Consider the following 18080-nt stretch of genomic DNA (forward strand, 5'->3'; position numbering starts at 1 on the left):
GAGGAAGCACCCATCGCAAGACCTACGGGTACTAAGTTTGGCAAAAAAAGAAAAATATCTCCCAAAAAGGTGTAGAATATCACTAATGAGCAACTTACAGATCAACCATTTGGCCATTATTCCCGACGGCAATCGTCGCTGGGCAAAGCAACATGGCCTCTCCAGCGAAGACAGTGTTTATAAAAAAGGCAGCGAGACAACCTTCGAGATAATTAAAGCCGCCTTTGAAATAGGCGTGCCACACGTCACCTTTTGGGCCAGTTCGTACGATAACTTATTAAAGCGTCCGGCTATGCTGGTGAACGCGATTGAAGCAATCTTTGCCCAAAAATTTCATGAGCTGGCGACGCATCCGCTTATCCATCAGCATCAGGTGCAAGTGAAGGTAATGGGTGAGTGGCGCGAAATTTTGAAGCCTAAAACGATCGCCGCTATAGAAGAGTCGCTTTCGGCAACAGCGCATTACACCGAACGACAATTAACAGTGCTGATTGGCTATGATGGCCAGCGCGAGCGCGGCGCCGCTTTGCAGAGCTTGCAAAATAGTGACGAGCAGCTTGATAAAGATTTATTTAAAGCCGCCGAACACCTGCGTCGCCATTCATGGACGGGCGATTTACCAAACGTTGATCTTATATTACGCACTGGCAGTTGGATTGACCCACATAACAGCGCAGGTTTTTTGAGCTTAATTGCCGATAACGCCCAATATGCCTTTCCTGAAGTTTTGTGGCCAGATATGTCAGCCGAACTACTTGAAACAATTATTAATGACTTCGAGCGCCGTGAGCGCCGTTTAGGCCGTTAATTTACACTTTCTTTATACTTCGCGGTCAACCAGCGAATGCGCTAGATCTGTTAAAAATTGTATTTTGGCTTTATCCCAATGAGCGGGGGCGGTTTTAAGTACTTCCTGAGCTTTTTGAACATACATCTGGATGGTTTGTTTGGCGTACGTTAGCCCGCCGGTGGCTTCAATAATCTGGCGAGCGGCTAGAAGTTCGTTATCGGTGACATCTGCTTTGCCTAGAATACTCAGCAACTGCTGGCGCTGATGAGCGTTAGCATGAGTCAAAGTGTAGGTAATAAGAATTGTTCGCTTGCCTTCGCGCAGGTCATCTTTAGCAGATTTGCCGGTTTTGGCTTCGTTGCCAAAAATTCCCATAATATCGTCACTAATCTGAAAAGCTATACCGGCTTGCTGGCCGTACTCTTGTAATAGCGAAAAATCATTGGGTGTGCCGCCGGCCAATAGCGCCCCAACTTGCAGTGGGTTCACGATTGAATAATAAGCAGTTTTCAGTTCACTCACGCGCAGGGCTTTGGTTTCATCCTCTGTGCCGGTGGCTTCGTTGTACGTATCGAGCAGCTGGCCATGATAAGTAGTAATGAGCGTTGAGCGTAACTGTTCGAGTAACTGCAGCTTCAAGGTGGCGGGCAGCTCAAGTTGCATCAGTATGCCTTCTGCTTCGTAAAAGCCAATAAGGGCAGCATAGGTAGCGGCGCTGGTTCCGAAGTGCTGCGAATTGCCCTGTAGCTGATTTGTTTGATGATGCGTAGCGAGTAGCGTGTGGGCGCTTGGGCCACCGCGCCGCACAGCGGAATTATCAGCAATGTCATCAATAATCAGCAGATAAGCATGGATCATTTCAACTGCTCGCGCAACCTGAATAATCATGGCCGAATCCCGGCCACCGAGCATTTCGTAGCTTGCCATAACCAGCGCCCCACGCAGGCGTTTACCACCACGAGATAGGATGTTCGTAAACGCGGCCAGGGAATCGTGCGAAAAACTGCCATATTCATTACCGGTTTGTTTCAAGAGGTCTTGGCTCTGTCTGGTGATATCGGTATCAAGCATTTGCTTGTAATGTAAAAGTTGGTCTGGAAAGGTCATAAATGTATTCTACACCCAGCAGAGTCTAAGGGATACCGAAAGCTCATCACAATTATAATTGACATAATGCACAAAAATGATAAAATATGAATAGTCTTTGTCACCTCGTAAGAGATAGAGAGAGGGCGCTGGCATGATCAGCATGCTCATGATTCCACAGCATTGGGCTGAATTGAAGCAGATTGGCCCCGACATGGTGGCCAAGGCATTCTTCAACCCCGATAAGGACGCTAAGCTACTCAAAGACGAAGTACTTGAACATCTGGTTACTTTTGCCTGGAAGGAGCTGAAGCAAGAAGCTAAGCTGCGACACCGGTACGTGATGATCGGGCGAATTGATTGCGCGCCATCACTCATCGAGGTGGCGAAACTCGTTCAACGTGCCCGCAGAGATCTTCCGGAAGCAATTGGTTGTTCCGCGGATGATTGGGCGTGGACCTGTCGGCTGGGCGAAGTGCATCGCCTGAGAACGATTTGGCTGTTTGCCAAAGAGGAATCACCGGACGGTGGGCTCTACGATGCCAAGAGGTTGGCAGAAAAGGTGGTGCTTGGAGAAATCCAACTTTGGGAGTTTGCGCCGGGCGAAGAGATCGCGGCACTCGAGGTATGTTTCCGAGGGTATCAAAAGCAGCTTCGGGGCCGGATCGATGCTTGCAGGCGAGGAGAGGTGCATCAAGCCAAACGACTGGTACAAGAGGTTGAGTTCCTTAGGATTTCATGGGAACAGCTAGGGCTGTCGCATGCTGAGGTTGAAGAGTGGATTCGTCAGGATGCAGCTGCAAAGGCGCGTTTGATCTTTCATCCTATCCAAAACGATGGCTACCAGATGGTTTTCGACGGCAATTTGCTAAAGGTACTGCGTCTGCTCGTGAACCATGACATGTCGCCCGAAGAAGCTGGCATCCCGCGCGTTCAACTGATGGCAGCCAAGGAGATCGCTCTGCGGTGGATTCAACAGGCACATCAACAGCCGCAGGATAACAACCTGTCGTGGGAGACCTTGATTGATTTCGAAGTTGCGCTGCGTAGCTTGTGCAATCAACTACCCGCCTCGTAGCGCTGTAACGCCCTCGGAGTGAATGTCGTTAAAGTACGACATTCCTTCGGGGGTGTCGTCATATCTGGAATGATTGCAAAAATAGATAAATAGTATGTATTTTGACCTTGATAGCAAAATGGGTGTACAATGCTTCTAGAAACGACACCGCTATGGTGTATCTTGTTTTTTAGTAATTTTAAGTGGGCAAAATTGGAATATTTTTGATATGGAAAAACAATCAGCGGCACCAGATGAACAAGCATGGCAAATGTCAGTGACAAAACAGTTGCTGCAAATGAAACAAGCCCTCAGCGAGCCAACGGCACGAGGCGCGATTATCGGCAATCACCACGAAGGCCGAGCGGCTGAAGAAATTGCCAACTGGTTGCAAGCAGAGTCAAAGAGAGGTGATGGTGGCCGGATTCTACGGATAAATTTAGGCCGGGGAGCGATATTTTCTGCTCTACGTGAAATTACCGACCCCGAAAGTTTTGAGAAAGGGCGCTACGAAGCTGCAAAACTTCCGCCACGTGATGATCCAACTGAACTGATGGTTGATAGAGTCGCTTTGGTGAGCTTGGCTGCCACTGAAAGCCGCGTCGCCAGTATGGTGTATTATCTTCGACATCAGCCAACTGGTGAATGGGTGAGTCTGCGCGATGCCGGCGCCGCAATGATTGAGCCAGTTGACTTTGCCAATAGCCCAGCGCGACAAGAAGCCCTGGATGTGCCAACGGGTGTGGCCGAATGGGCGCCGGAATTTACGGGAGAGTTTGAAGCAAGTTTTGAGCTAAGGAGTGAAAGCAAAGCAACTTAATTCAAAAAGGACCGCTACACTTAATGCGGCGTGTCGTAGTTGTAGCCGCGATTGTCTGTTAACGCGGGGCTGCAATATAAGATGCAGCCGTTAACGTTGATAGACAAGGCAAGACCCCTCAAGTGCCACGGCTTGAGAACTTGCCCTCAATCTGTTATATTGAAAGAAGTATGCACCCGTAGCTCAGCGGATTAGAGTACTTGGCTTCGAACCAAGTGGTCGCTGGTTCGAATCCAGCCGGGTGTACCAGGTTTTATATTAGCTCTATTAACCCCTCTCAGTTACGCTAGCTGGGAGGGTTAATTTTTGTCAGATATTGTCAGCGAGATTCAAGAATTCGAGGAAGAAATGCGCTCAAGTTATTATTGAAACCGCCACACTTTAGGTGTTATTATTAAAAATAGTTCCAATTTTCCGACTTTCTACTCTGGAGAAGCGATGCTTTTCAAAGGCCAAAGTGAAGTTGAACGGTCAGAAAACCGTGCTGCTTGGCTGAAGTGGCGAGCTAGCTGTGCGCACAAGCCAACTGTAACTTTCGCTAACCAATTCGTTCAGCTGCTCGAAGAGGGTATCAGCCAACATGGCTTGAACCTGGACATAATCTTCGTCTCAGCCTTGAGAACTGCTGGATCGGAAGACCTCCCTCGCGTGGAGGTTGAGAAGGTAATTCAGCACGTCGGTGCCTATTGGTACTTTGGAAACGAACTGAGTGCCTGGGCGAGTGGACGCGACTTGTTTGCGCCTGAGCCCGCAAAGCAGCTCATTGGAACCGGCCGCTAATCAGCGGCCTCCCTGTCCCAGGCGTATCTCCCGAAATGCGCCTGGGACACCTTATTTTTAAAAATCTAACTTTCATAGCAACTTGCATAACGGCGTGGTTATTGATAAGCTTCGAAATAGATACGCGCCTGTAGCTCAGTCTGGATAGAGCGTTGGTTTCCGGTACCAAAGGCCAGGGGTTCGAATCCCTTCAGGCGTACCACACGAGAGTTAAAAGCCGCTTCGAGGCGGCTTTTTGTGCGCACTAGGTGCTATACTAGAATCATGAAAAACTCATTAAAATACGTGCTTCTTATAGGTTTGATTGCCGGGTTGGTGCTGGCGCTAGTGAAATCGTTTATTGCAAACAGCATGATGGGCGTGCTGCCATTCTTAACCTTAGTTGTTCAGCTAGGGGCGACGGTGGCAATTGGGCTCGCGACGGCACAATTATTGAAGGCCTGGGTGGCCAATGCCCAGCTGGTTTCGGTGTTTGCACTGCTATTTTTGTATGCTGGTTCTAACTTACTGCTCTTTACCCAAATCGCTCATTATATGCTGTATCTCTTGCTGGCCGGTGTGCTTTCAGCGGGGTTATTCTATAGCAGCGACCGCTTCTTTAATGATTTGCCCATTAAACAAAATAAAGCCACAATTGCCGCAGTGGCGTTTGTGGTGTGGCTGATTATTTGTGCGGCGCTAGGGCCGGTCATTACCCGATTGGTGTGGAATGACTAAGCAGCGGCTGAATAAATAATCATACAAGGTGAATATTCACGACTGCATATCTTCTAAATTGATACTTCGCTTGGCCGGCCTACCCGAGCTTATCTGTTGACAAGAGTACGCGTAGGCGATATATTTGATAGGTCCAATTTTTGAGGCGAAGGGAAGCAAGGTGAAAGAGTATTCTCTTGCTGAAGTTGTCTACGCAATGTTTGGGCTCGATCTGAGTGGCCAGCCTAACTTTAGCACCACCATCGTTGATGATCTACTTGGCTCAAGCGAGTCTGACCTGGAGAAGCGCGTGGCACTTTGCCGGGCAAGGGTTCTTCAGAGGTACCCAGGTCTTAAGGGGTTGGAGATCCCGGCCGACTTCAAGAATGCTTATAACCCGCAGCGATTCAGCAGCAACCGCCACCAGAGCGATACGAATCTCCACAAGAGGGTCTGGCTTCAGGCTCAAATGAACAATTTCGGTAATTCATTCCAGTTTTAGCCAAACCTAGAGGTCCCATCGACCGGCCCGTTTCTGCTTCTTGCATTTAAGAAGGAGGAACGGGCCTTAACTATAGTTCCTGCACCTGAATCTCTGTCTGCTCTGACGGCGGATAATCCTCGATGAATTCCTGGTAAATCGTGGAATTATAACCTTGCATAAACAAATAGATAAGCAGCGTCACTCCTATTATGCTCAGCGCGTTCAAAGCAATCCCGATGGTATTGAGCACTGGGCGAGTAGTCTTTTTGATATTAATAAGCCCAACAATCAGGCCAGGAATGGCGAAAAAGAAGCCAATAACAAACACAGAATAGAAAATAGAAAAGAGGCCAAGAATAAAAGAGGTTGCCGTTAGCGTATCGGCGGGTTTCTTGGTGGATTTTTGTGGTTGAGGACCTTCGACGCCCAGTGAGGTGGGCTCTTGAGTTGGTTTTTCTTGATTCAAGTAATTGCTCCAGATAAGTACTAGTATAGTAGCAAGAAAAACGGGGGCGGTCCATTGCAATCAACAGTAAAAAATGCTACTATCGATTCGTTAGTTATTCCGGGCCAGTAGCTCAGCCGGTTAGAGCACCTGCCTCTTAAGCAGGGTGTCGTGGGTTCGAGCCCCACCTGGCCCTCCAGGATATTATTTTACAAAAGGACTTCTTCGGAAGTCTTTTTGTTATGATAAGGATATGAGTAGCAACCAAATTCTCCCTCCAGGTTTAAGAGAGACTATCGAACACGAATTGTCCTGCCAAATATCGAATCTCGAACTTATAAACGGTAAGGGTGAAGTTAACATTATCTACAAAATTGAAAGTACTGCAGGTAAGTTCATCCTTCGCCTTAATGACAGTAATGAATATGATCGTTTCAAAAAAGAAGTCTGGTGCTATGAGTATACAGCGAAAGTTGGGGTAAATGGGCCCCGAGTATTTATGATTGGAACATATAATGACAAGGTATTCATGGTCCTGGAATATATAGAAGGGGGAAATGGTAAAGGGATAGTTTCTACTCCTGGATTATGGAGAGAATTAGGTAGTGTATTGCGCATCATTCATAGAATACCCGTAAGAGGTTTTGGTGAAAAGATCGAAGATATTACAAGTGGTACCCTTGATGACTGGCAGGTGTATATAAGATCTAATCTTGCGGCTCTAGACGACGAATACCTTATAGCTAAGCTCATCATTAACGATGATTCAATAAAGAATATCAAAGAAAAGCTCAAGCTGCTACTCCGTAAAGACTTTGTATTCGGACTTAATCATGGTGACTTTTCTTTAGCCAACACGATAGCAAACGATAAAGGCGTTTATGTCATTGACTGGGGCTCCGCAGAAGCCCATATCGTGCCTCATCATGATTTTTCCGTAATACTTGACGAAAGCCTCGACAAGACGTCGCAAGAATTTGAAGCATTTATTGACGGATATGGTGTTACACTTGAAGAATTCCGAGTGATGAGTGAAGAGATTGAAACGCTGCAACTTCTTGAATCTTTGGATAAATTGCGATGGGCGCTTGATAAGGCTCCACATAGAGTCGACCATTATACCCGACAATTTAGTAAGTTTGTTGAGCGACTCTAGTTGCGATAACAACTACAATGGTCCTCCAGAAATTATTAAAAGACTTCTTCGTGGAGTCTTTATTTTATTAAAAGTCATAAACGATGATTCCGATGGTCATTTGCAAGGAGAATTCTAAAGGGGCATCTTCAGTTCTAAACTACCCAAAACAGCCTATCTATCTTATAATGTCTGCTAGATATATGAAAATCTCAAACATATTTAGCCGCCGTAACCGTATTTTGCTGCGCGAATTGGTGGTGACAGATTTTAAGTTACGATACCAGGGGTCGGCACTGGGGTATCTTTGGTCATTATTAAAGCCGCTATTCTTGTTTGCAATTTTGTATGTGGTTTTCGATCAGTTCTTGCGGCTCGGCCGGGATGTTGAACACTTCCCAGTGTACCTACTGCTTGGCGTGGTGCTATGGAGCTTTTTTACAGAGGCAACGACTAATGGCCTTCAGTCAATTATTAATCGCGGTGCCTTGATTCGTAAGATTAACTTTCCAAAATATATTATTGTTATTTCCGGTACGATTTCTTCGCTAATCAATCTTGGCCTGAACTTAATTGTCGTTTTTATTTTTCTTTTAATTGCTGGTATTCCGGTGGGCATAGAGGGGCTGCTTATCTTTCCTCTTATTGCGGAGCTGTATATTTTTGCGCTGGGCATTGCTTTCTTTTTAGCAGCCCTCAATGTAAAATACCGCGACACCGGGCATTTGTGGGAAATTTTTTTGCAAGCGGCCTTTTATGCCACTCCTATTTTGTATCCGCTGCAAATGGTGATCAGCGAGAGCGCATCCACGGCAACGGTGCTTCTGCTGAACCCCGTCGCCCAAGTGGTGCAGGATATCCGCTATGTGCTTGTTACCCAAAAAGATGCGATAACGGTCTGGAACTACGTGGGCGGCTGGAAAGTTTTTATCCCCTTTATTATTGTAGTGATCGTTACTTTAGTCGCGGCGCTTTACTTTAAAAGACATTCACGACGCTTTGCGGAGGAAATATAGATGGCCGATACCCCAGAACCAGTGGTAATAGTTGAAAATCTTACCAAACATTTTAAAATTCCACTTGAATCGAGTAGTGGCATTAAACAAAAGCTCATTAATGCTCTGAAGGGCCGAAAAGGCTACCGCGAATTCACTCCGCTCAAAAGCATCTCCTTTACGGTGAACCGAGGCGATTTTTTCGGGATTGTTGGTCGTAACGGCAGCGGTAAAAGCACACTATTAAAGACTTTAGCCGGGATATATAACCCAGACGAAGGGCAAGTGCACGTTAATGGGAAGCTGGTGCCGTTTATTGAATTAGGGGTGGGATTTAATCCGGAACTTACCGGCCGCGAGAATGTCTTTTTGAATGGAGCACTGCTTGGTTTTTCGCGACGCGAAATGGAAAGCATGTACGATGAAATTGTTGACTTTGCTGAGCTACACGATTTTATGGAAGAGCGGCTGAAGAATTACTCGAGCGGCATGCAGGTGCGATTAGCTTTTTCGATCGCAATTCGAGCTAAAGGTGATGTGCTGCTGCTCGATGAAGTGCTGGCGGTTGGTGACGAAGCTTTTCAGCAGAAATGTTATCGTTATTTTAGCAGTTTAAAACACGAAAAACGTACCGTTATTTTGGTATCGCACGACATGGCGGCCATTGAGAAATTTTGTAATAAAGCGGTGTTACTTGAAAACGGCCATATTGTAAAAATGGGGTCTTCGCGAGAAATTGGACAGATGTATAGCGACCTCTTTACCCATGAGATAGCTGACGATATTGAAAAAGAAAATGCCAAGCAGGCCAGCATATCCGGCATTAAGCACCAAAGCCTCAAAAGCGTCAACTTTTCGGTAACGCCAACCATTGCAAAGGACACCGTTGTCGCACTCGAGCCGTTTGCCGTGCAAGTAGAAATTATATCTGCGGTAGCCGTTCCGAAGGCTGGTTTTAGTATAAGTATTGTCAATTCTCAGGGAGTGGTGGTTATTTCCGCCGGGGCTGGCGGGCAGGAAGAAGTGCCGCTTTTACTAAAAGAAGGCAAGAATGTCATTGAATTTGTGATTCAGGAAAATATTTTAAACGATGATACGTATGCCATCGACGCAATTATGGAGTACTATACTTCTGAAAGCGTTATAGCCTACCAAAAAACCAATGCCGCTCACTTTTCGGTAAAAGGCATTAAGCTAAGAAAGCATGCCTTGACCCACCCCCGCATTAGCGTAAAAGTTGAATGATGCAATAAGAAGGGCAGTGTATGGTAGGGCAAGGACAACAAAAGTAATCAGCGGGTATAGCAAGTTAAGATGACAAGAAAAAGCAGCAAGAAGAGCGGAAAAGGAACGGATTTTATCGATCGCCTTTCTTTAAAGGCAGAACAGTTTGCCAATAGAGCGCGAAGAATTGGTGGAAAATTCTCACCAAGCCTGATTAGTAAAAAGATGGCGGCTGGGGAGTCAACCTTAACGACCGGTGAAGTATATGCCCTTCGTGGGTATCACGAAAAAGAGGTGCCAGAGCCAGTAATTGCGCGCATGAAGCAGCTCGTGCTTTCATCGGGGTTGTTTGACGCCGAGTATTACCTAAGCCATAACAGTGATGTCAAAAAAAGTGGCATGGATCCGCTCGATCACTACGTTAAATATGGTGCTTACGAGGGCCGAGACCCAAGTGAGTTATTCAATGCAAAATATTACCTTGCCACAAACGCTGATGTTCGTGAACTACGGATTAACCCGCTTATACACTACTTGCTTGAAGGCAAGGAAGAAGGTCGGTTAAAGCTACCGCCAAAAGTAGAATTATTCAAGCCTTCTGGCACGAAACGCGTCGATATTATTAACGTTAACTTTTACGATTGGCGAGGCGAAGTGCTGTATAAGGGCGGTGCCGAGCGATATGTGTTCGACCTGGCGCTAATCATTAAAGCTATGGGGTACACGCCGCGTATAATCCAGAATGCTACGACGCCTTTTAGTAAAGTCTACCGGGGCGTCGATGTTGTAGGGGTTAAAACGAATGCCAGCAGCATGCGAGGAATCTCGAAAGCTTACCGCGAAGTGTGCCAGGACGCCGAACTTATTATTGCATCCCCCCTCGATCTTGCCTGCGAGCTTGGCGGCTTGCCGGTGATTGGTATTAATCATGGCATTCATTGGGATACGAGCAATCGACATTTATACTCCCATCGCTCAGATGAATACCACGATATTTTTGATGCGCTCAACAATAGCCAGGCAGCTATCTGTGTTGATACCAATTTTGTTAACTGGACGCGTACCTACGATTATGATTTTGGCAAGAAGCTCACCTATGTGCCTAATTACTATGATAAAAATAACTTTAAGCCAAAAACCAAAGATTTTACCGGCAAGCTAACCATCACTTACCCGCGGAGGCTGTACCCGGCACGAGGTATTTATATCACGCTTGAAGCTTTTGATACAATTCTCAAAAACCGCTCAGATGTTGAGTTGCGGCTTGTCGGCCAAACCGACGATACAGAGGTGAAGGCAGCGGTCGCTACACTCATGAACACTTACAAGGGCCAGGTATTTCAGGATGAATTTGCTATGGAAGATATGCACAAAGCCTACGAAGATAGCCATGTCGTGCTTATTCCCACCTTGTTTTCCGAAGGCACCTCGCTTTCGTGCCTCGAAGGCATGGCGACGAATAACGCCGTAGTGGCGACAAACGTTGGGGGGCTGCCAAACCTAATTATCAATAATTACAACGGTTTATTAATTGATCCACGGGCGGATGCTTTGGTCGAAGCGATAGAGACTCTGGTTACCGATAGAAGCAAGATAAGCTCGATGGCGGAAAAAGGCTTGGAGATTGCCAAAACCTTTGAAAAGCAGAACTGGGACGCCCATTGGAAGAAAATATTAACGGAGGTGCTGCAATGAAAAAAGTGTTATTAATCTTCGGTACTCGGCCCGAAGCAATCAAAATGGCGCCGATGATTAAGGAACTGCAAACGCGCAAACAAAGCTTTGATGTCCGGGTGTGCGTCACCGGTCAGCACCGCGAAATGCTTGATCAAGTGCTTGATTTCTTTGCCATTACTCCAGATTACGACCTGGCGGTCATGCAGCCCGGGCAAACACTGTTCGGAGTAACCGCTAAAGTGCTCGAAAAGCTCGAACCAGTTGTTGATGAGTTTCAACCTGATATTATTCTGGTCCAAGGCGATACCACCAGCGCTTTTGTTGGGGCGCTGGCGGGTTACTATAAACAAACTACGGTCGGGCACCTTGAAGCAGGACTACGGAGCGGGGATATATACTCACCTTTCCCTGAAGAAATGAACCGGGTGATGGTCGGCCGAATCGCTACTTATCATTTTGCGCCGACCGAACGGGCGGCAAAGGCGCTCCTTGCGGAAGGAGTGCCAAGTGACCACATATTTAAAGTGGGCAACACGGTTATCGATGCACTGCTTTTGGGCCTGGAAATTATCAAGAGTCATGACGAATCAACCTACAAAAACGTTTTTGAAGGCGTCGATTGGTCAAAGAAGCTACTGCTCGTAACCGGGCACCGTCGGGAAAGCTTTGGTGAAGGTTTTGAAAGCATGTGCCATGCGATTAAACGGCTAGCCACCGAAAATAGCGATATTGAAATTGTATATCCAGTTCATCTTAACCCGAACGTGCAAGAACCGGTCCGCCGTATTTTAGGCAATTTGCAGAACGTGCATCTTATAGCGCCGCTTGATTACCCGCAGTTAATTTGGCTAATGGAAAAAGCCTACCTGGTTCTGACCGATTCCGGCGGGATCCAGGAAGAGGCACCGACTCTTGGAAAGCCGGTACTGGTAATGCGCAACGTTACTGAGCGCCAAGAAGGGGTCGAGGCGGGCACGGCCAAATTAGTCGGCACTGACGGAGAGGTAATTTATCGTGAGACCCAAGAACTCCTCGCGAATCAAGCGGCCTACGCCAAAATGGCGAATGCAATCAATCCATACGGTGACGGGACCACCGCAAGGCAAATCGCTGATATACTAGAGAAGTAATGATTGTTTTTGTTGCCCCCGATCCTCGCAAACACAAAGAAAAAGAAGGCTTTTTGCAGCGCGTCGCAGCAATAGACGAAATTTTCAAAAATGAAGAGCGCGTTTATGTGGATGGATCGCAAAATGCTGCAAAAACAGCGCAACTTTTGGCTCAGGCAGACCTCATATATGTGCATAGCATGTACAATGCCAATAAGATCGCCAGCTCTTACCAGGAGCTCGGGCACAAAATCATTACTGACCTACACGGTGTTGTCCCTGAAGAAGAAGCATATCGCGATAACTTTGAAGCCGCCCGTGTAATGGCCGCCACCGAACAGCAAGCGTTTACATATGGCAAATATTTCGTCGCCGTCAGTGAAATGATGGTGCGGCACTTTGACGAAAAGTACTCTAAAAAAACGAACAGACGCTGGATTGTGCTACCGGTGTATAGTAGCGGCGGCACACCTGCTAAGCAGCAAATTAGTAAAAAAGATACATCGACGGTCATTTATGCCGGCGGCGGCCAGAAATGGCAAAATGTTGACATGATGATCGATGCCGTGCAAAAGCTTCATAGCACGCATAAGTTCATCGTATTATCGCACGATCACGACGCCTTCGCGAGCATCAGCACCACTGAAAATGTCATTTTAAAGTCTGCTACGAGCAAAGAAGTGCTGTCGTATTACAAAAAAGCTTCTCTTGGGTTTATTCTTCGTAACGATACGCTCGTCAATCGCGTTGCCTGCCCGACCAAACTGGTTGAATACCTCGGGAATGGCGTCGTGCCGATAGTTTTATCTGAAACAATAGGCGATTTTGCACTGCTTGGCTATAAATACATAACCATTAAGCAATTCCTTGAGGGAACGGTCACAGAAGATCAGATAAACGATTACAGCCAGCATAATTACGCGGTCTATGAGCGTTTTGTGCAAAAGGCAGCTGAAGGCAAAAAGCTACTACTAAAGGCTGCTGTGTCAATAAAAAAAACCGCTTCGGCTTCGGTGGTGAACTCCGATGTGCTCAGGACAAAACTAGCTTTTCAGGAAACCCAGAATACCGTGTGGCGGTATGAGTATCAGATTGAACAATATAAAAAGATGATCGCCGATTATGCTAAAATGGCAGAGTATTACCGAGGGGAACTCGAGGAACTTCGCAGCGAATCCCGGGAGCTACGGGATGCAAAGCGGGAAACAATAGTCGACAAAATAGCGAAAAAGTTCAAAGCTTAATGGTTATTCTTTTTAAGTTAATTCAGCTTTACGCAATACAATAAGGAATGATGGGGAGTATTTTGAAAAAGGTATTAAAGACAACTGCACACCACGCAATCCTAACCAGTAAGAAGATTATTGGCAAGTCGCCGATGCTCAAAAGCAAGTTAAAAAAGGCGCTTTTGCCCCATCTGGGCGTAGTGTCAGTTGCGGATAAGAACTACGACAAATGGCTAGAGAATAATCTGCCCGACGGAGTAGAGGTTGCTAAAATCAAGCGAGCGGCCGATGCGCTGCCGTATCGTCCTTTGATCTCTGTTATTGTTCCGACTTACAACACCAATCATCAATTTTTAAGCGACTGTTTTGAATCGGTGTTGGCCCAGGCATACGACAATTGGGAATTATGCGTGGTCGACGACGCCTCACCAGATGAAGGCGTGCGCGATATCATCAAAGAATATGCCCAACTTGATTCACGTATAAAATACAAGCTTTTAGAAAAAAACCAACATATTGCCGGCGCAACAAACGAGGCTATCGCGATGGCAAGCGGTGAGTTTGTGAGCCTGTTCGATCACGATGATATTCTCTGGCCAAATGCGCTATACGAAGTCGCCAAAGCGCTCAATAAAGACAAAACCCTCGACTTCTTATACACCGACGAAGATAAAATCACTGAAAACCGCAAAGCCTATCAGGCGCCCTTCTTTAAGCCTGATTGGAACCCGGACTTCTTGCATAGCGTCAATTACATTACCCATTTTTCAACTATCCGCAAAACCATCCTCGATCAACTCGGCGGTCAAAAAAAGGACTACAATGGCGCGCAAGATTGGGATCTCTTTCTCCGGGTGACGGGTGTCACTAAAAAAATTCATCATATCCCACGGATTGTTTACAGCTGGCGAATTCATGATTCCTCGACCGCCAAATCTACTGACACCAAACCCTATGTCATCGAAGCGCAAAAAAAAGCAATAGAAGATGACCTAAAACGAAAAGGCCATCCAGAGGCTCAGGTAAAACGGGATCCAAAAAATCCTGGCTATTGGATGGTTGAATATCCGGTAGAAAATAACCCCCTGATTTCAATTGTTATTCCAACCAAGAATCAGTATAAGGTGGTAAAGCGCTGCATTACTTCGATATACGCCAAAACAACCTACCAAAATTTTGAAATAATCTTGGTCGATACCGGCTCGACCGATAAGCGCGTACTTTCGTGGTACGAGCAGCTAAAGGCGCAACATCGTAATTTAAAGATTGTCGATTGGCCAGAACAGCCCTTTAGTTATGCCCGCAGCTGCAACGAAGGCGCTCGGCACGCCCGCGGAGAGTTATTAGTTATGCTCAATAACGACACCGAAGTGATAACGCCTAACTGGCTTGAATTGCTGGCTGGCGATGCGCAGCGTAAAGAGATCGGTGCAGTTGGCTGCCTGCTGTTTTTCCCAGATAAAGTTCACGTGCAGCATGCCGGCATTGGTGTTGGCTTGGGCGGCGTGGCGGCCAATTCGTTTTCAATGGCCATCAACCATGGTCTTACGCCCAACCAGCATCTTTACTTAAATACCAAACACAACATGACCGCTGTTACTGCAGCTTGTATGATGATCAAGAAAAGCCTCTACGATGAAATTGGTGGTTTTGACGAAGAGTTCCGCGTGACCTATAACGATGTCGACCTATGCCTCAGACTGCGAGAAAAGGGCTACTACAATCTGTATACGCCGTATGTTCAGTTGTTGCACCACGAGTCAATCAGCGTTGGTCTGCCAAGTGAAATTAAAAAACGCGACACGAAAGAAATGCGGGCGGCTATGAGCATGTTTAAAGAACGCTGGGCGAAATATATTCAGCACGATCCCGATTTAAATCCAAATATTAACAAAGACAACGCACTTTATGAAGTCGATCCACGGCATAGCTACCAGCCGTAGAGATTACTGCTTCTCAATTTTAATCCCAACAACTAATCAGGCTTAACTACATGAAACTGATATTTATATACGGACCGCCTGCGGTCGGCAAATTAACCATCGCCGAGGTTCTTTCGAAGCGCACCGGTATTGCCCTGTTTCATAATCATCTATCCAGAGACTTGGTGGCCGATATTTACAATGACAACGTGACAGATCACTACGAACTCGTCGACACTATCCGACTCAACGTTCTTGATTACTGCTCGAAGCACGGCACTGATCTTATATTTACGTATGTATATGAAGGAAAGGATGACGATGCGACTGTTCAGCGTTTCATCCAGACGGTAGAAGAGAACAAGGGCGAAGTTGTTTTTGTAGAACTATCGGCTAATCGAGAAGATCTAATTGAACGGGTAAGCAATGAATCGCGAAAACGATACAAGAAGCTGACTAACCCGGTGATACTCGCTAAAATGACCAAGAATATGAGCAACTTTTCTATTCCATTCGTGACTCCCTTAAAAATTAATACCTCAGAATTAGATACCTATGAAGCAGCTGGTGTGATTGCAAAGAGCATTGGATTAGTTTCGTAAGCTAAAGCTATCAATTCTGATCGATACTTAATTAAAAAATGACCCTACCGGGTCTTTAGCTGAGAAGGTTTGTGAACGGGAAGGGTCGCGGACCGTTGCGACCCTTCCCGTATTGTTCTGACACTATCGGCGGCCGCAATCCATGGCGGTGAAGCGGAGATTGGAATCGGAGCCTACCCTGAGGGTAACAATCTTGCCATAACGGCCGCCACTGGTTCGGCCGGGCTGGCCCAGTTCCAATTTCATTCCGCCTTCGAACTCGAGGGTTTCCTTCGTCTGCTCTACGATCGGGTAGCGGCTGTAAACGCGGCGGAAGTGACCGCCGCTGAAAAACGTACCCCGATACCGTACTCCACCCACCGTCATGATGCGGTGCAAGAGGAGCTGAAGAAAGTTCATAACTGCCTACCTCACGATTTGGTATTTCAGCACTTTTAAATTATATCATAATATTTTAAGATAAGCAAATTTCATTTGTTGTACCCTCCAAATCAGTCATTCCTCAGGCAATAATAATCTAAGAGTAAAAGTTTAAAATAATTTTGTTATAGTGCTATTATGAACAACGTTGAAATTTTTATTGAACAAAAAGTCTTGCCACAATATAAGGAGATCGTCACAAAGTTTCGCGAACTGGTGCGAGAAAAGTACCCAGAATTAAAAGAAGAAATGAGGGGCGGAACCGAAAAGTACCCGGGGGTACCGGTGTACCGCTTAAAGCGAATTGTTATTACGATTAGTCCTACCAAGCAGGGTATCACCTTTGCATTTACCGATGGCGGTCAGTTTCAAGATAAATACAATCAACTTGAAGGTGCTGGGCATAAAACACTAAATTTGCGCTTAAAGAGTATCGATGAATTTGACGAAGCGCAGATGCAATATTATATTGACCAAGCAATTAAACTACAAAGCGCCTCTTAGTTGCTGCTAATTGAAATAAAAAGTAAGCAACTAGCTTTAATATAATTCAAGGCAGTTCCTTAGCATAAATTACTCGGTGGGCGATAGTCATTTACAAAAAGATTTTTTAGAGGCAGTAATTTGTTATGCTATAGACATGAACCAAAAAGTCGAGCTGCAGGCGGCAGGAGAGAGTGATGAGGCCGTATTGTCTGAACTTCTTTATGAGTATCAGAAAGAACTTCTTCCCTATACCAAAGCGCCAGAGAGTGCCATAAAAAGCTATAAATATTTGCCAAATTATTTTACGGATAGCGATAGAGCGGCCTTTTTCATTATGGTAAATGGTAGTATCGGTGGTTTTGTTTTAATCAACAAGCACACAATCATAGAAAAAGATGCCCATTCGATAGCCGAGTTTTATGTAAAACCAGCCTTCAGAAAAAGCGGAGTGGGGCAAAAGGCCGCTCAACTCGTCTTTAAAAAGTTTCCTGGAAAATGGGAGGTGGCACAAATAGCGGCAAATAAACCTGCTATCAATTTTTGGCGTGAAACAATCAGCGCGATTACCGGCGGGAAATATAATGAGGTCGTGCTAGATACGAACAGTTGGCAAGGCCCAGTTCAGACATTTACTATTACCTAAGTTGACTATTTTTGCTATTGTTAAGAACATGACGACTGATAAAAAGTTTCTGGCTCGGGCGATTGCGCTGGCCGAAGCGTCTCCAGAGCCGGTTGGCTGCGGCGTTGTTATTGTGCAGAAGGGTAAAGTTATTGCCGAAGCATATAATTCGCAGCGGGCAGACAAGATTGCGGTGCACCACGCCGAAGTGAAGGCAATTATTGCTGCCAACAAGGCCACGAACAGTCGGAAACTGGAAGGCGCGGTCGCCTATTGTAGCTGCGAGCCCTGTGCGATGTGCCTGACCGCCTTGTCGTACGCAAAGGTAGGGCGGATTGTTTTTTATAACACGATGAAGGAGCTTTTTCCTGATGACCCCCAGTCTAATCTCGATGCTTCTCAGTTCGTGAAGGGCCTTAATTTTGTTCCTAAGTTGGAACGACTAGCGCTGTAGTTTTTGGCCCAGTGATTTCAGAGGCTTCAATCGAAGCATCTTCTAATGAA

Annotated in this window: 20 protein-coding genes and 3 tRNA genes; 20 read left to right on the forward strand and 3 right to left on the reverse strand. The window is 46.1% G+C overall.

Annotated elements, in window-relative coordinates:
* Positions 1-85: 85 nt before the first annotated feature.
* Entirely contained in the window at positions 86-808 is a 723-nt protein-coding gene (locus VD907_01085; protein ID HYG83453.1) for an undecaprenyl diphosphate synthase family protein, read from the forward strand.
* Positions 809-820: 12 nt separating this feature from the next.
* Here VD907_01085 and VD907_01090 read toward each other — a convergent pair whose 3' ends face one another.
* Complete coding sequence (locus VD907_01090) at positions 821-1897, reverse strand: polyprenyl synthetase family protein (protein HYG83454.1); 1077 nt, start codon at positions 1895-1897, stop codon at positions 821-823.
* 172 nt (positions 1898-2069) lie between these two features.
* Between VD907_01090 and VD907_01095 the strand changes: the two genes are divergently transcribed.
* From VD907_01095 to VD907_01125, 7 genes are all read left to right on the forward strand, one after another.
* The gene (locus VD907_01095) at positions 2070-2954 is read left to right on the forward strand and encodes a hypothetical protein (protein ID HYG83455.1); all 885 of its coding nucleotides are present in this window, start codon (positions 2070-2072) and stop codon (positions 2952-2954) included.
* A gap of 208 nt (positions 2955-3162) precedes the next feature.
* Complete coding sequence (locus VD907_01100) at positions 3163-3753, forward strand: hypothetical protein (protein HYG83456.1); 591 nt, start codon at positions 3163-3165, stop codon at positions 3751-3753.
* A gap of 172 nt (positions 3754-3925) precedes the next feature.
* A tRNA-Arg gene (locus VD907_01105) sits at positions 3926-4002 on the forward strand.
* Positions 4003-4191: 189 nt separating this feature from the next.
* Positions 4192-4533, forward strand: coding sequence for a hypothetical protein (locus tag VD907_01110; protein HYG83457.1), 342 nt, complete (start codon positions 4192-4194; stop codon positions 4531-4533).
* Between the two features lie 124 nt (positions 4534-4657).
* Positions 4658-4735: transfer RNA gene (locus tag VD907_01115), tRNA-Arg, on the forward strand.
* 62 nt (positions 4736-4797) lie between these two features.
* Entirely contained in the window at positions 4798-5250 is a 453-nt protein-coding gene (locus VD907_01120; GenBank protein ID HYG83458.1) for a hypothetical protein, read from the forward strand.
* A gap of 160 nt (positions 5251-5410) precedes the next feature.
* Positions 5411-5731 (forward strand): hypothetical protein, encoded by a 321-nt coding sequence (locus VD907_01125; GenBank protein ID HYG83459.1) that lies wholly within the window; start codon positions 5411-5413, stop codon positions 5729-5731.
* Positions 5732-5801: 70 nt separating this feature from the next.
* On the opposite strand, the gene VD907_01130 is transcribed toward VD907_01125, so the two are convergent.
* The gene (locus VD907_01130) at positions 5802-6179 is read right to left on the reverse strand and encodes a hypothetical protein (protein HYG83460.1); all 378 of its coding nucleotides are present in this window, start codon (positions 6177-6179) and stop codon (positions 5802-5804) included.
* Positions 6180-6280: 101 nt separating this feature from the next.
* On the opposite strand from VD907_01130, the gene VD907_01135 reads away from it, so the two are divergent.
* The 9 genes from VD907_01135 to VD907_01175 all read left to right on the forward strand — a co-directional run bounded on the left by VD907_01135 (position 6281) and on the right by VD907_01175 (position 16048).
* Positions 6281-6357 (forward strand) — tRNA-Lys (locus VD907_01135).
* Positions 6358-6411: 54 nt separating this feature from the next.
* Entirely contained in the window at positions 6412-7314 is a 903-nt protein-coding gene (locus tag VD907_01140) for an aminoglycoside phosphotransferase family protein (protein ID HYG83461.1), read from the forward strand.
* A 182-nt stretch (positions 7315-7496) separates the two neighbouring features.
* Positions 7497-8309 carry an ABC transporter permease gene (locus VD907_01145; protein HYG83462.1) on the forward strand — a complete coding sequence of 271 codons (813 nt, stop codon included), beginning with the start codon at positions 7497-7499 and terminating at the stop codon, positions 8307-8309.
* The gene (locus VD907_01150) at positions 8310-9533 is read left to right on the forward strand and encodes a polysaccharide ABC transporter ATP-binding protein (protein HYG83463.1); all 1224 of its coding nucleotides are present in this window, start codon (positions 8310-8312) and stop codon (positions 9531-9533) included.
* Between the two features lie 69 nt (positions 9534-9602).
* Positions 9603-11207, forward strand: a complete 1605-nt coding sequence (locus tag VD907_01155; GenBank protein HYG83464.1) for a glycosyltransferase family 4 protein — start codon at positions 9603-9605, stop codon at positions 11205-11207.
* Complete coding sequence (wecB, locus tag VD907_01160; GenBank protein HYG83465.1) at positions 11204-12319, forward strand: UDP-N-acetylglucosamine 2-epimerase (non-hydrolyzing); 1116 nt, start codon at positions 11204-11206, stop codon at positions 12317-12319. Before VD907_01155 ends, wecB begins: the two co-directional genes overlap by 4 nt.
* Positions 12319-13542, forward strand: coding sequence for a hypothetical protein (locus VD907_01165; protein ID HYG83466.1), 1224 nt, complete (start codon positions 12319-12321; stop codon positions 13540-13542). The genes wecB and VD907_01165 overlap by 1 nt, the downstream gene beginning before the upstream one ends.
* A gap of 62 nt (positions 13543-13604) precedes the next feature.
* A complete protein-coding gene (locus VD907_01170; protein ID HYG83467.1) occupies positions 13605-15467 on the forward strand; it encodes a glycosyltransferase family 2 protein in 1863 nt (620 codons plus the stop codon).
* A 50-nt stretch (positions 15468-15517) separates the two neighbouring features.
* Entirely contained in the window at positions 15518-16048 is a 531-nt protein-coding gene (locus VD907_01175; protein ID HYG83468.1) for an AAA family ATPase, read from the forward strand.
* Positions 16049-16171: 123 nt separating this feature from the next.
* On the opposite strand, the gene VD907_01180 is transcribed toward VD907_01175, so the two are convergent.
* On the reverse strand, positions 16172-16447 hold the full coding sequence (locus VD907_01180; protein ID HYG83469.1) for a hypothetical protein: 276 nt from the start codon (positions 16445-16447) through the stop codon (positions 16172-16174).
* Between the two features lie 159 nt (positions 16448-16606).
* Between VD907_01180 and VD907_01185 the strand changes: the two genes are divergently transcribed.
* The 3 genes from VD907_01185 (at position 16607) to VD907_01195 (ending at position 18030) form a co-directional block, all read left to right on the forward strand.
* Entirely contained in the window at positions 16607-16972 is a 366-nt protein-coding gene (locus VD907_01185; GenBank protein ID HYG83470.1) for a DUF1801 domain-containing protein, read from the forward strand.
* A 136-nt stretch (positions 16973-17108) separates the two neighbouring features.
* Complete coding sequence (locus VD907_01190) at positions 17109-17597, forward strand: GNAT family N-acetyltransferase (protein ID HYG83471.1); 489 nt, start codon at positions 17109-17111, stop codon at positions 17595-17597.
* A gap of 28 nt (positions 17598-17625) precedes the next feature.
* Complete coding sequence (locus tag VD907_01195; protein ID HYG83472.1) at positions 17626-18030, forward strand: deaminase; 405 nt, start codon at positions 17626-17628, stop codon at positions 18028-18030.
* The last annotated feature ends 50 nt before the right edge of the window (positions 18031-18080 follow it).

It is taken from the genome of Verrucomicrobiia bacterium, from assembly GCA_035629335.1.
Classification (GTDB): domain Bacteria; phylum Patescibacteriota; class Saccharimonadia; order Saccharimonadales; family Saccharimonadaceae; genus DASUUR01.